This window comes from Stenotrophomonas sp. MYb57 (genome assembly GCF_002966815.1).
Classification (GTDB): domain Bacteria; phylum Pseudomonadota; class Gammaproteobacteria; order Xanthomonadales; family Xanthomonadaceae; genus Stenotrophomonas; species Stenotrophomonas indicatrix.
The window spans coordinates 3,745,372-3,758,840 of sequence record NZ_CP023271.1; the positions used below are offsets into that span (position 1 = coordinate 3,745,372).

Below are 13,469 nucleotides of genomic sequence, written 5' to 3' on the forward strand. Positions count from 1 at the left end.
TCGCCCGGAAAAGAAAAGGCCGGCTTTCGCCGGCCTTTTCCCTATTCCATTGCAGCGGGACTTACAGCGCCTTGGCTGCTTCCACCACGTGCGCGGTGGTGATGCCGAAGTGCTGGTACAGCTTGTCGGCCGGGGCCGAGGCACCGAAGGTGTCGATACCGATCACTGCACCGTCCAGGCCGACGAACTGGCGCCAGAAGCCGGTAACGCCAGCTTCGATGGCCACGCGCTTGCGCACGGCGTTCGGCAGCACCGATTCGCGGTAGGCCGCATCCTGGCGCAGGAACACATCGGTGGACGGCATCGAGACCACGCGGGTCTTCAGGCCGGCCGCATCCAGCTGCGCCTTCGCTTCGGTCGCCAGTGAGACTTCCGAACCGGTGGCGATCAGGATCACGTCCGGAGTGCCGGCAGCATCGGCCAGCACGTAACCACCGCGCTCGATCTGTGCGATCTGCTCAGCATCGCGCGGCTGGTGCGGCAGGTTCTGGCGGCTGAACACCAGGCAGCTCGGGCCGTCCTGACGGGTGATCGCAGCCTTCCAGCTCACGGCCGACTCGACGGCATCGCACGGGCGCCACACGTCATTGTTCGGGATGTAGCGCAGCGAGGCCAGATGCTCCACCGGCTGGTGGGTCGGGCCGTCTTCGCCCAGGCCGATCGAGTCGTGGGTGTAGACGTGGATGGCGTGGGCCGGGATCAGCGCGCTCATGCGCACGGCATTGCGGGCGTAATCGCTGAACACCAGGAAGGTGGCGTCGAACGGGATGAAACCACCGTGCAGGGCCAGGCCATTGGCGATCGCGGTCATGCCGAACTCGCGCACACCGTAGTACACGTAGTTGGCATTGGCATCGTCGGTGGCGACGGACTTGCTGCCCTTCCACAGGGTCAGGTTGGAGTGCGCCAGGTCAGCCGAACCGCCCACGATTTCCGGCAGCAGCGGCGCGAACGCCTCGATGGCCAGCTGCGACGCCTTGCGCGACGCAATGGTCTGGCCTTCGGCGGCAACCTGGGCGATGTAGGCGTCGGCCTTGGCGATGAAGTCGGCCGGCAGATCGCCATGCGAGCGGCGGGTCAGTTCAGCAGCTTCGGCCGGGTACTGCGCAGCGTACTTGTCGAACTGCTGCTCCCACTCGGCCTGGCGCAGGGTGCCGGTACCGCCGGCACGCCAGCCGGCGTAGATCTCTTCGGGAATCTCGAACGGGCCGTAGTTCCAGTCCAGCGCCTTGCGGGTGGCTTCCAGTTCGTCCTTGCCCAGCGGTGCGCCGTGGCTGGATTCCTTGCCGGACTTGTTCGGCGAGCCGAAACCAATGGTGGTGCGGCAGCAGATCAGGGTCGGCTTGCCGTCCTGCGACAGGGCCGCTTCGATACCGGCCTTGATGCTCTCCGGATCGTGGCCATCGACGCCACGGACCACGTTCCAGCCATAGGCCTCGAAACGCTCCGGGGTGTTGTCGGTGAACCAGCCTTCGGTGTTGCCGTCGATGGAGATGTGGTTGTCATCCCAGAAGCAGACCAGCTTGTGCAGGCCCCAGGTGCCGGCCAGCGAGGCGGCTTCGTGGGAAATGCCTTCCATCAGGCAGCCATCGCCCATGAACACCCAGGTGCGGTGGTCGACGATTTCCAGCTCCGGGCGGTTGAAGCGCTGTGCCAGCAGCTTCTCGGCCAAGGCAAAACCGACGGCGTTGGCGAAACCCTGGCCCAGCGGACCGGTGGTGGTCTCCACGCCCGGGGTCTCGTGACGCTCCGGATGGCCAGCGGTGTGGCTGCCCAGCTGGCGGAATGCCTTCAGCTGCTCGATCGGCAGGTCATACCCGCTCAGGTGCAACAGCGCGTACTGCAGCATCGAGCCGTGGCCGTTGGACAGCACGAAGCGGTCGCGGTTGAACCACTGCGGATTGTTCGGATTGTGACGGTGGTAGTCGTTCCAGAGGACTTCGGCGATGTCGGCCATGCCCATGGGCATGCCGGGATGGCCGGACTTTGCGGTTTCAACCGCATCGGCGGCGAGGAAGCGGATGGCGTTGGCCAACTGGCGACGGGTAGGCTGCGTCATGGTTCTGTCGGAATCGGGAGGCGGCCGCGGAACTGCGGGCGGCCTATTGTCCCACAGACGCCCGGCAGGGTCAGGTCGGCCAGGGCGGTAGTGCCGGCCGTTGGCCGGCAACGTCGTGATCTGCGCTGGATTCCGCATATGAAGAGGGGTCGGAGCCCCTTCCTGCGGAAAGGGATCCGACCCCGATCAGGTATTGCCTGGGTCAGTTGTCCAGACGGGCCGCGGCGGCAGCGGCCTCGGCCGGAGTGTCCGGCGCTTCGCCCTTGGCCACCAGCGTGGTCAGGGCCAGGTCGCCGGTCACGTTCAGCGCGGTGCGGCACATGTCCAGGAAGTGGTTCACGCCCAGGATCAGGCCGATGCCCAGCGGATTGACGCCGACCATCGCACAGATCATCGCCACCACCGGCAGCGAGCCGGACGGCACACCGGCCGTACCGATACCACCAAGGATGCAGACCGCCATCACCATGACCTGCTGGCCGATGCTCAGGTCGACACCGAAGAACTGGGCCAGGAAGATCACCGTCACGCCCTCGAACAGCGCGGTGCCGTTCTGATTGGCGGTGGCGCCCACGGTCAGCACGAAGCGCGACACGCGCTGCGGCAGGCCCATCTGGTCGGCCACGCGCAGCGCGGTCGGCAGGGTGGCGTTGCTGGAGGCGGTGGAGAAGGCCATCACCGTGGCCTCCTGGGTCTGGCGGAAGAACGCCAGCGGTGAACGGCCCGACAGCCATACCGCGGTGCCGTAGGTCACCACCATGTGCAGGCCCAACGCCAGCACCACCACACCCACGTAGGCGCCGAGGCGGATGATCAGATCGAAACCGAACAGCGCGGCCAGGTTGAACATGAAACAGGCCACTGCATACGGCGCCAGGCGGATGACCAGGTTGATCAGGGTCATCGAGATCTCAAACACGCCTTCAATGGCGCGACGCAGCGGGGCGACCTTGGCCTCGTCGGTCAGCACCATGCCGATGCCGAACATCAGCGCGAAGAACATCAGCGACAGGATCGCGCCATTGTCGGAGGCGGCCTGCAGCACGTTGCTCGGCACGATCGACAGCAGCATGTCCATGCCCTTCGGCGTGCCATGGATGCCAGCAACGATTTCCTTGCTGCGCTCGGCATTCTCCGACAGCATCAGCGCGGCCACCTGCGGGTCGACGCCGGCACCGGGCTTGAGCAGGTTGACCAGCACCAGGCCGATACCCACCGCGATGCCGGACAGCAGCACGGTGTAGGCCAGCGTCTTCCAGCCGATGCGGCCAAGGGCGCGGATGTCGCCCATCTCCGACACGCCCATGATCAGCGCCGAGAAGATCAGCGGCACGATCAGCATGAAGATCAGGTTGAGGAACAGGCCCGACGCCGGGGTGGTGACGTAGTCCATTACCCACTTGGCACCGGTCTGCAGGCCGTCGACGCTGCCGCCCAGGGCATGCACGATCAGTCCCAGGACCAGGCCGATCGCAAAGCCGATGCCCATCTTCCAATGCAGGGGCAACTTCTTCTTGTCGGCAGCAGCTGCTGTCATGCGCGGGATTCCTCGAAAAATGAATCTACTCTAACAAAGCGCGCAAGCCGCGCCGGTTCAGGGTTGCCGCGGTGGATACAGCGGCGGCAGCCCAGTGTCGATGGCGCCGGTGGCCGCCGACCAGTGCGGTCCGTCACGGAAGCTTTCGCGCAGGCGGGCCCGCAGCGCGCTGACATCCCCCATCCCGCCCCAGCGCGCCTGCTGCAACGCCTGCAGGGTCTGCCGCTGGGCCGGATCGGCCAGGCGCTCGATCACCTGTTCCAGGCGTTCCACGCCGGCCATCGAACACAGCAGCGCCTCTACCTGGTCAAAGCCCTCGCCATCGATCGCCCGGCGCAGCTCGGCCACGCTGGCACGCGAGGACGTTGCAGGGGCACTGGCTCCTGGCCGGGGAACCGGACGGGTGTGGGCGACGGCACGGCGGCCACGTCGCCATCCCCATGCCAGGGTCAACAGCCATAGCAGCGCCAGGCCTGCGGCGGCAGCCATCCACGGCCACGGCCGGGGACCTGCTGCGGTGGGTGCAAGAGAGGATGCAGCGGCGGGTGCGGCGTCTTCCGGCAGCGCGGCATCGGTATCGATCGGTTGTGCCACCGGCGCGCCGGCCCGGCCTGCGGCCACGGCCAGTTCCAGATCCGGCAGGCTGGCCTGCTGGGCACTGCCACTGTCCACGTTCCACCAGGCCACGCGCGGCCCCGGCACGCGCAGGGATCCAACCTGCCGCGGCACGATCGAGTAGCGACGGGTGATCTTCAGGCGTGGCGTGCTGCCGTTGAAGGTCTCCTCGTACTGGGCAGGTTCGGCGAACACCTGTGCGGCGTCGCCGAGGTCGGGCACGGGCAGATCGGTGAACTGGGCCCGGGTAGCGCCGTTGGCGATCGCTTCGACCATCACGGTGGCCGCTTCGCCCGTGCGCGCACTGCTGGGTGCAGCGGTGTAGCGCAATTGCAGACTGTGCAGGGGCAGCCACGGCTGCACGGCCTGAGCCGGTTGCGCCTGCACCTGCAGCGTGCGTTCGGCACCGACGGCATTCATGCGGCCATCGCCACCGCTCCCGAAGAAGTCATCGAAGAATCCACCTGCACTGCGGCCGGTGAAGCGCGCGCCCGGCAGGCGCAACGCCCCGCTGCGCTCGGGGATCAGCAGGAAGCGACGTTCGACCACGTTGTAGCGACGGCCGTTGACCTGGCGCACGTCGCTGCGATCCTCCCCCACCCGCTGCAGCGAAGCGCCACTGGGTGTGTCGAGCACCAGTTCGCCCGACGCCAGCTGCGAGGCGAAGTACAGCCTGACCACCACTCCCACGCTCTGCTGCACGTAGGGCGTCGGGTCATCCACCTCGGTTTCGATGAAGGCGGTGGCATTGCTCTGCGGGGTGGCCACCACGGCATCACTTACCTGCAGCACCAAGGGCACCGTGCGTGCTGCGCCTACCTGTAATGAAGGCACCTGCAGCGTACCGGTGCGGCGCGGCGTCAACGCAACCGTATAGAGGTTGCGCTGCTGGACGCCGCCATTGCTCCACTGCACCTGGCGGTTGCTGCTCTGCGCGCTGAGCACGAAATCGGCATTCAACGGTGCATAGTCTGGCGCGCCCTGGTCGGTCTCGATGTGCAGGGTGACGGCGTCACCGGCGGCGATGCTGTCCTGCTCCAGCCAGGCGCGCGTCTGCGCCATGGCCACCATCGGCAGCCACAGCAGCAGCATCGCCAGCACAGGCAGAGGCCACCGGAATTGCCTGCTCGCCATGCCTGTCATCGCCCTTCCCTCTTTCTACGTTCGTTTTCCAACTGGAACTTGGCCCGCAGCAGTGCCCCCGGATCATCCGGCACACGCCGCATCCACGCCTCCACGGCCTGCTGTTCCTCGCGCTGTTGCGGTGTACCGCCATCGCCGCGCACTGCTGCCTTGCCGGCTTCGCCGGCGCGCGCCTGCTGCAGGGCCTGCTGCATGCGCTGGCGCTGCTGGGCATCGGCCTGCGCCTGGGCCTGCGCGTCGGCTGCCTGCGGCGGCTCCTGCTTCGCCCCCTGCTGGCCGGCACCTGCAGACGCCGGGTTCTGCTGGCCCTGCGGTTCCTGCTGGCCTTGTTGGCCTTGCTGGCCCTGCTGCTGATTCTCCTGACCTTGCTGGCCTTGCTGGCCCTGCTGGCCCTGCTGCTGATTCTGCTGACCTTGTTGGCCTTGCTGGCCCTGCTGGTTCTGCTGCTGTCGCTGCTGCGGCTTCTGCTGCCCCTTGCCCTGCCCCTGGCTGTTGTTCGACGACGACTTGCGCTTGCGCGCGGCGTCGACCACCGCACGGTTGGCGACGGCGTCGGCCATCTGCGGGTGGCGCGCCAAGGCCTTGTCGTAGGCGGCGATGGCACCGTCGTAGTCGCCCTGGCGGGCAAGCACGTTGCCGAGGTTGTACCAGCCCGCATCGCTGTCGATGCCTTCGAACTGCTTGCGGGCAGTGGCGAAATCACCTTGACGGTACGCCTGCACACCCTCGGCCAGGCGTGCATGCTCACGCTGGTCGGCACGTTCCCACATCGTGCCCGCTGTCGGCGCAGCCATGGGCGCGCGCGGCTGTGCCTGCAACTGCCCGCTCAAGGGCAGAAGACCCACGGCCAGCACCGCCGCCAGCACCGCGCGGCGACGGAACGCCAGCAGTGCCAGCAGCATCACCGGCGGCAACAACCAATAGCCTTCGTCCTGCCACTGCCGGGCCTGCCCGGGCCGCTGCAACGCACCGCCGTCGCTGGCATCAAGTACGTCCAATGCCTTCAGGTCGCGATCATCGCTGGCGATGCGCTGGTAACGCCCGCCACCTGCGGTGGCGACGGCGCGCAGGCTGGTTTCATCCAGCGCGGCCTGTGCGATCTGGCCTTGACCATCGCGATAAGCGGCGCCGGATGGTGTGCCCAGGCCCAGCACCGACACCTGCAGGCCGAGGCCACGCGCCTGCGTTGCGGCAAGCGCCGCTTCGCTGTCAGCCTGGTCGCTGACCAGGAGGATCTGGCCGCGCAGGGCACCGGTCTGCCGCAGCAACCTGACCGCCCAGTCGATGCCACGGTCGGCGCGCTGTCCATCACGCGGCATCACCTCCGGCGACAGCGCGTCCAGGTACAGCGCCACGTTGGCAGCGTCGTCGGTCAACGGCGCCACGGTATAGGCATCTTCGGCATACACCACCAGACCCACCTGTCCGCCTTGACGGGCCCGCAGCAGAGCACCGATCTTTGCCCGCGCCTGCAGCAGGCGCGAGGGTGGCAGGTCGGTCGCGGTGATGCGGCTGGAGAGATCCAGCACCACCACCAACGGCGCACTGGCCTGATAGATCGGCTGCGCCTGCTGCCTCCAGCTGGGGCCAGCCATCGCCAGTGCCGCCAGGGTCCAGCCCAACAGCAATGCCCATGGCAGGCGCGTGCGTCGCTTGCCCTCGCCCGCCAGGAGCTGCGACAGCAGATGGGCGTCGACCGCCTGCCGCCACGCGTCGCTGCGCCGTTGCCGGTAGATGGCCAGCGCCACGATCAACGGCAGTGCCGCCAGCAACCACAAGCCGTCCGGCCGCAGGAAATGGAATGCACTCCAGTCGAACGCGCTCCAGTCGGGCATCTTCAGGAAAGTGGCGTTCATCGGCGACGTTCCGGCCAGGCCCACGCCAATGCACCCAGCAGCAAGGCGACGGCCAGTGGCCATGCATAGCGCTCGTTGCGCGGACGCAGTGCCGGTCCCTTCGCTGCGATTGGCTCCAGTCTGTCCAGTTCGGCATAGATGCCAGCCAGCTGGTCGGTGTCACGCGCACGGAAGAAGCGGCCTCCGGTCATCTCGGCGATCCTGCGCAGCGTTGCCTCATCCACCGGGTCGCGGTCGGCGGCCACGGGAATGCCGAAGAACCGCGCACTACCGTCGCTGCCAAACGCCACAGTGTGCACGCGCACCCCTTCGGCACGCGCCAGCTCGGCTGCGCGCAGAGGTTCCAGCACACCGGCGTTGCTGACGCCGTCGGTCAGCAGGATCAGTACACGCTGCCCTTCGGGCTGATTGCGCAGGCGTTTGACCGCCAGCGCGATGGCGTCACCAATGGCCGTCTCGCGCCCGGCAAGGCCAACCACGCTGTCGCGCAGTTGATCGCGCACGCTGGACAGATCCGCAGTCAACGGTGTGAGTGTGTAGGCACGATCACCGAACACCAGCAGGCCGACGCGATCGCCGGCACGACGGTCGAGGAAATCGGCCAGCACCGCCTTGGCTGCGGTCAAGCGCTCCACCGCCTGCGCACCGAGCACCATGTCCGGCTCGCTCATGCTGCCGGACACGTCCATTGCCAGCATCATCTGCCGGCCTTCCTGCGGCGGGGTGATCGCCTCACCCAGCTGCTGCGGACGCGCCATCGCCACGCACAGCGCGAGCCAGCCCAGCCACAGCAAGCCGCTGCGCAGCCAGGAAACGCCGACACGACCGCCGCCAGCCAGTGCTTCCAGTTCGGCAGCGGCGTAGGGCACGCGCAAGGCAGCGCCCGGATCGGCCCGCCGCTTCCACGCCAACATCAGGATCGGCAACGGCAGTGCCAGCAGTGCCAGCGGCCAGGCCAGCTGCAGATCCGGCCATGGCCAGTAAGCTGCAAGCGCGCTCATCGGCGGCGCTCCTGCAGCAAAGCCAGGTAGCGCGCCCGCGCCCACGCGCGCACGTCGGCCACGGCAGCGGCATCCACGTGTGGACGATAGGCCCCCTCGGCCAGCAGGTTGCGCTGCGCAGGCGGCAGGGTGTCCTTGGGGTCGATATGCTGCCACCACGCGTCATCGCGTAGTGCCTCGCTACCCGGTCGCGCCTGACGCGCCGCACGCCGCAGCAGGCTGGCGATGGCCGCAAGTTCCGACGGCGCGCCGTTCACTGCCGCAATCTCCTGATCGAACACGCGCATCCACTGCTGGCGGCGGCGATGACGACGCCATGCCACCGCAGCAACGATGGCCAGCAACAGCAGAACCAATGCGATCAGCATCAGCCAGCCAGGTGCGGGGGGCCACCACGCTGGCGAGGGCGGCAACTGCACGTCGCGCAGTGGCAGGGAGGCACTCATGCCGGCACCTCCGTCGGTGCCGGTGCCAGCCAGGCGTCGCTGGCCGCATCGGTGGACAGCACCTGCACATCGACGCGACGCGCGGCAAGCTGGCTGCGCAGCTGCTGCAGCGGTTCAACGAAATGCGCCTGCCAGTGCGCCTGCACATCGCTGCGGCGCAGGTCCAGGCCGATGCGCTGCTGCGCGGCGAGAAACTGCAGGGGCGCCGTTGGCGGCTGCAACTCCAGCGGATCAACCAGCAGCAGCAGACTCAGGTCATGGTGCTGGGCCAACGCGCTCCAGCGCACCGGCGGAATCCGGATCGCCTGCTGCGGATCGGCCAGTACCAGCATCCGGGCGCCGGGGCGCAGCACCCGACCGGCATGGTCCAGCGCGCGTTCCAGGCCAAGGTCGTCGGCAGGTGGCTGCGCGTACCAGCGCGTGAGTGCATCTAGTACACGCAGTACGCCGCGGGCACCGCCGGCCGGCGCGATCGGCGCCTCGCGATCACTACCGCGCAATGCACCGATGCGGTCGCCGCGGCGCTGTGCGGACCATGCCGCAACCGCGCCAGCGCGTGCTGCCTGCACCGACTTGAAGCGCACGCGGGTACCGAAGTACAGCGCAGGTGAAGTATCGGCAACGATCAGGGTGACCCGTTCGCGTTCTGCCTGGAACAATTTGGTGTGCGTGCGCCCGGTGCGCGCGGTGACGCGCCAGTCGATGTGGCGCGCGTCGTCGCCCGCCACGTATTCGCGCGATTCTGCGTATTCCATGCCGCGTCCGCGCAGCGGCGAAGGTGCTTGCCCGGCGCTGCCCGCGCGCCCACGACGAGGCGGCGGCGGACGCTGTGCCAGGCGGCGCAATGCCACCAGCTCGGCCAGTTGCGGTCGCAGGCCATCGCCTTCGCTGGTAACCGGAGCAGGTCCGTTGGTCGTGCCGGTCATGCGCGCGCTCAGGGCGCCGGTACCCGGGCCAGCAGCTCCTGCACCAGGCGCTCACCATCCCAGCCTTCGGCGATGGCTTCATAGCTGGGCAGAACCCGGTGGCGCAGCACATCGGCGGCCACGGCACGCACGTCGTCGGGAGTAACGAAATCACGCCCGGCCAACCACGCACGCGCCCGTGCGCAGCGCTCCAGTGCGATGGAGCCACGCGGGCTGGCGCCCCACGCGATGCGGCGCGCCAACGAGGCGTCGTAGCGCGAGGGGTCGCGCGAGGCCAGCACCAGCTCGATCAGATAGCGCTCAAGCGCAGGGGCCATGTGCAGTTCCAGCACCTCGCGGCGCGCATCGAAGACATCCTGCATCGGCAGTTTTTCCGGCGTCGCTGCGGCCTCGCCAAGCGCGCCGCGGGCGCGCTCGCGGGCCAGCCGCAGGATCTCCGACTCGGCCGCCTGGTCCGGATAACCAATGCGTACGTGCATCAGGAAACGATCCAGCTGCGCTTCCGGCAGCGGGAAGGTGCCTTCCTGCTCGATCGGATTCTGCGTGGCCATCACCAGGAACAGCGACGGCAGCGCATAGGTGTGGCGACCGACGGTGACCTGGCGCTCGCCCATCGCTTCCAGCAGCGCGGACTGCACTTTGGCCGGCGCACGGTTGATTTCATCGGCCAGCAGGATCGGGTGGAAGATCGGCCCCGGCACGAATTCGAAACGGCCTTCCTGCGGGCGCCAGATCTCGGTACCGGTCAGGTCCGAAGGCAGCAGATCCGGGGTGAACTGCACACGTGCGAAGTCTGCTTCCAGCCGCGCCGCCAAGGCCCGGATGGCCGTGGTCTTGGCCAGGCCCGGGGCACCTTCCACCAGCAGGTGGCCATCGGCCAGCAAGGCAATGAGCAGGCGTTCGACCAGCGCCGCCTGGCCGACGATCTCGGCCGACAGTGCATCGCGCAGGTTGCTGAAGGCCGCATGCAGGCGCGAGGTGGTGGGGGCAGGCGGCGGAGAAATGGATTCGGGCATCGGCGGAGGCAGGTTCATGGGGGCCTTTGACCGGCGCGGGATGGCTCGGGTTCCCCACATCATCGCAGGCCGTCCGGCTGCTGGCATCAAGAACGGCTGAACAGCCTCCACGCAGGGCGGATCTATTGGGCATGACGTGATCCACCCATGCCTTATCCACGCATGGCGTGGATCTACTGGAGAGGCATGGCGTGGATCTACTGGGGAGGCGTGGCGTGGATCTACTGGCGAGGCGCGGCGTGGATCTAGCAGGCCTGCGGTGAATCCATCGTCGGGCCTCCCGCGCAAACGACGCGGGGCCGCACTTGGCGGCCCCGGTCGGATACAGCAGATGTGATGCCTCAGTTCTGGCGGGCCACGCGCAGGACCTTCGGGGTCACGAACACCAGCAGTTCGGCCTTGTCCTTGTTGCGACCGCGCTTCTTGAACAGATTGCCCAGGAACGGCACGTCGCCCAGGAACGGCACCTTGCTGACACTGTTGCGGTCGGTGAATTCATACACGCCACCGATCACCACGGTCTGGCCATCTTCCACCAGCACGGCGGTATTGACCTCGCGGCGGTTGATGTTCGGCACCTGGCCATAGCCTTCCAGCACGATATAGCTTTCGACCTCGTCCTTCTTCACCGCCATGTTGAGGAACACGCGGTTGTCGTTGGTGATGGTCGGCGTGACCTTCAATTCGAGCACCACTTCCTTGAACTGCACGTTCGGGGTGGCCACGCCACCCGAACCACTGGCACTGATGGTGACGTAGCCGATTTCCTTGCCCTGCTTGATCAACGCTTCGCGCTGGTTGGTGGTGACCACGCGCGGGTTGGAGATCACTTCGCCACGCGACTCTTCCTGCATGGCCGACAGCTCGACATCCAGCAGGTAGCCAGCGTTGAGGATGGACAGTGCAAGCGAGCCCGGGTTGCTGGTCGCAGCCACCGGCAGGTTCCAGTTCAGGCCGCGGGTGATGGCCGACCCGACCGATACCGGCGGCGGGCCTACGCGACCACCGGCAATCCAATCGCGCTCGGCTTTGGCGTTGGTGTTGTCGGCGTCCACCTGCGACTGGCGGGTCTTGGCGTTGGCGTCCAGGTTGCCACTGAAGTACACGTTGTCGCGGCTGCCGCTGACACCGAACTTGGCGCCCAGTTCACGGGCAAATGTATCGGTGGCAATGACGATGCGGCTTTCGATCAGCACCTGGTCGACCGGGCGATCGATCACGTTGATCAGCTCACGCATCCGCGCGATCTTCTTCGGGATATCGCTGATCATCAGCGTGTTGGTGCGTTCATCTGCCACGATGCGCCCACGCGAGGACAGGAACCCACTGTCTTCCTGCGACATCGAGCCACTGCCACCCTGGCCACCGCCACCGGCGTTGTTGCCGCCGATACCCTTGGCCTCGGTCAGCGCTTTGAAGATCTGCGTGGCACTGTGGTAGTTGATCTGTACGTAGTCGGTGACCAGGTCTTCGCGGTTCTCGATGGCGATGCGCGCGTCTTCCTTCTCCTGCTCGAACTTGGCCAGCTCGGACTGCGGCGCAACCCACACCACGCTGCCGTCACGACGCTTGTCCAGGCCCTTGGCACGCAGCACGATATCCAGCGCCTGGTCCCACGGCACGTTGACCAGACGCAGGGTCACATTGCCCTGCACCGAGTCGGAGGCCACCACGTTCAGATTCGACTCTTCGGCAATCAACTGCAGCACGGTGCGCACCGGCACGTCCTGGAAGTTGAAGGTCACCGGCTTGCCGGCGTAGCCGCGCTGCGGCACGCCCTTGGCGGCCTGGGTCACGCTGCCGGCAGTGACTGCGCCAACGGCGGCCTGGGCCTGCCGCGGGCTGATCTCCACCACATACTCGTTGCCACTCTGGTAGGCCAGCGACTCGACCGGACCGCCCGTGCTCAGCACCAGCTGGGTGCCGGCTCCGGACGGCTTGGCGTCGATGCGCTGCACCGGAGTGGCGAAGTCGGTGACGTTCATCGGCTTCTGCAGGTTGGCCGGCAGGCGTGCGTTGCCGACATCGACAACCACGCTGTTGCCCTGGCTGCGCAGGTCGGGCATGGCGCCCTGGCCGTCGAACTGCAGGATCAGGCGGCCGGCGCCGTCATCGCCACGCTTGAAATCGATGCGTGCGACCGACAGGCCTGCCGGTGCAGCGGCCGGCGTGGCGGCCAGCGCCGTGCCGGTCGGCTTTTCCGACGGTGCGGCGGCCAGCGCCGGAGCGCAGGCCAGCATCAACGCGACTCCCAGCGCGCTGATGCGGTTCAAGGTAGAGCGCCGGATGGGACGCAGCCCCTTGGCTTGGTGAAAGGTCATCGTGCTATCCCCAGTAAACGATCATTGATCTTCCAGCGCGAGCGTTGCTGGACGTTCCAGCCAGCCACCCGCGCCATCCGGCACCAGTTCGATCAGCTCCACGCGGTCTTCGAAGACCGCGGTGACCCGCCCGTCGCTCTGCCCCAGGTAACCGCCGGGACGCACCCGATACGTCACCTTGTCCGGCCCCATCACCAGCGCCACGGTGCCGGCGCCTGTTCCGATGGTGCCGACCATGTCCAGCGCGTCCAGCGGGAAGCCTTCCATCGGCTCCTTGCGCCGGTTCGGATCTGGCCGCAGTCCCCCATTCCCCTGCTGCGGGTTGGTCCAGGCATCGGTAAACGGATCGCGCATGCCCTGCGCGGAGTATTCAAAGGTCTCGAACTGCTGCATCACCGGCAGCGGTTCCAGCGGCTGCGCCGGTCGCGCACGCTCGCTCTCGACCCACTTTTCCAGATTGGGTGCATCACCCGGCGTGCTGCTTACGCCGCGGCCGCAGGCGGCCAGCAGCAGCACCGTCAGCACCATTCCGCCACGCGCAATGAAGGA

General features: G+C 67.4%; 10 protein-coding genes. All 10 read right to left on the reverse strand.

All coding sequences use genetic code 11. The features are described from left to right. Window positions 1-61 precede the first annotated feature (61 nt). A complete protein-coding gene (gene tkt, locus CLM74_RS17145; RefSeq protein ID WP_032977193.1) occupies window positions 62-2,059 on the reverse strand; it encodes a transketolase in 1,998 nt (665 codons plus the stop codon). 202 nt (window positions 2,060-2,261) lie between these two features. Next, a complete protein-coding gene (locus CLM74_RS17150; protein WP_033831880.1) occupies window positions 2,262-3,596 on the reverse strand; it encodes a dicarboxylate/amino acid:cation symporter in 1,335 nt (444 codons plus the stop codon). A gap of 57 nt (window positions 3,597-3,653) precedes the next feature. After that, on the reverse strand, window positions 3,654-5,354 hold the full coding sequence (locus CLM74_RS17155) for a BatD family protein (RefSeq protein WP_105164577.1): 1,701 nt from the start codon (window positions 5,352-5,354) through the stop codon (window positions 3,654-3,656). Next, a complete protein-coding gene (locus CLM74_RS17160; protein ID WP_105165045.1) occupies window positions 5,351-7,189 on the reverse strand; it encodes a tetratricopeptide repeat protein in 1,839 nt (612 codons plus the stop codon). Before CLM74_RS17160 ends, CLM74_RS17155 begins: the two co-directional genes overlap by 4 nt. A 17-nt stretch (window positions 7,190-7,206) precedes the next feature. Further along, a complete protein-coding gene (locus tag CLM74_RS17165; RefSeq protein WP_105164578.1) occupies window positions 7,207-8,211 on the reverse strand; it encodes a VWA domain-containing protein in 1,005 nt (334 codons plus the stop codon). After that, on the reverse strand, window positions 8,208-8,657 hold the full coding sequence (locus CLM74_RS17170) for a DUF4381 family protein (RefSeq protein WP_088101030.1): 450 nt from the start codon (window positions 8,655-8,657) through the stop codon (window positions 8,208-8,210). Before CLM74_RS17170 ends, CLM74_RS17165 begins: the two co-directional genes overlap by 4 nt. Then, window positions 8,654-9,583: a DUF58 domain-containing protein gene (locus CLM74_RS17175; protein WP_105164579.1), complete on the reverse strand. Its 930-nt coding sequence runs from the start codon at window positions 9,581-9,583 to the stop codon at window positions 8,654-8,656. Before CLM74_RS17175 ends, CLM74_RS17170 begins: the two co-directional genes overlap by 4 nt. Before the next feature lie 8 nt (window positions 9,584-9,591). After that, window positions 9,592-10,617 (reverse strand): MoxR family ATPase, encoded by a 1,026-nt coding sequence (locus CLM74_RS17180; protein WP_033831886.1) that lies wholly within the window; start codon window positions 10,615-10,617, stop codon window positions 9,592-9,594. Between the two features lie 323 nt (window positions 10,618-10,940). Further along, entirely contained in the window at window positions 10,941-12,920 is a 1,980-nt protein-coding gene (locus CLM74_RS17185; RefSeq protein WP_105164580.1) for a type IV pilus secretin PilQ family protein, read from the reverse strand. Window positions 12,921-12,941: 21 nt separating this feature from the next. After that, on the reverse strand, window positions 12,942-13,448 hold the full coding sequence (locus CLM74_RS17190) for a pilus assembly protein PilP (protein ID WP_051501657.1): 507 nt from the start codon (window positions 13,446-13,448) through the stop codon (window positions 12,942-12,944). Window positions 13,449-13,469 lie beyond the last annotated feature (21 nt).

Excerpts from the sequence above, each read along its gene's own strand:
- CLM74_RS17150 (WP_033831880.1), bottom strand. The coding sequence starts at position 3,596 with ATGACAGCAGCTGCTGCCGACAAGAAGAAGTTGCCCCTGCATTGGAAG.
- tkt (WP_032977193.1), bottom strand. The coding sequence starts at position 2,059 with ATGACGCAGCCTACCCGTCGCCAGTTGGCCAACGCCATCCGCTTCCTC.
- CLM74_RS17175 (WP_105164579.1), bottom strand. The coding sequence starts at position 9,583 with ATGACCGGCACGACCAACGGACCTGCTCCGGTTACCAGCGAAGGCGAT.
- CLM74_RS17190 (WP_051501657.1), bottom strand. The coding sequence starts at position 13,448 with ATGGTGCTGACGGTGCTGCTGCTGGCCGCCTGCGGCCGCGGCGTAAGC.
- CLM74_RS17185 (WP_105164580.1), bottom strand. The coding sequence starts at position 12,920 with ATGACCTTTCACCAAGCCAAGGGGCTGCGTCCCATCCGGCGCTCTACC.
- CLM74_RS17180 (WP_033831886.1), bottom strand. The coding sequence starts at position 10,617 with ATGAACCTGCCTCCGCCGATGCCCGAATCCATTTCTCCGCCGCCTGCC.
- CLM74_RS17170 (WP_088101030.1), bottom strand. The coding sequence starts at position 8,657 with ATGAGTGCCTCCCTGCCACTGCGCGACGTGCAGTTGCCGCCCTCGCCA.
- CLM74_RS17155 (WP_105164577.1), bottom strand. The coding sequence starts at position 5,354 with ATGACAGGCATGGCGAGCAGGCAATTCCGGTGGCCTCTGCCTGTGCTG.
- CLM74_RS17165 (WP_105164578.1), bottom strand. The coding sequence starts at position 8,211 with ATGAGCGCGCTTGCAGCTTACTGGCCATGGCCGGATCTGCAGCTGGCC.
- CLM74_RS17160 (WP_105165045.1), bottom strand. The coding sequence starts at position 7,189 with ATGCCCGACTGGAGCGCGTTCGACTGGAGTGCATTCCATTTCCTGCGG.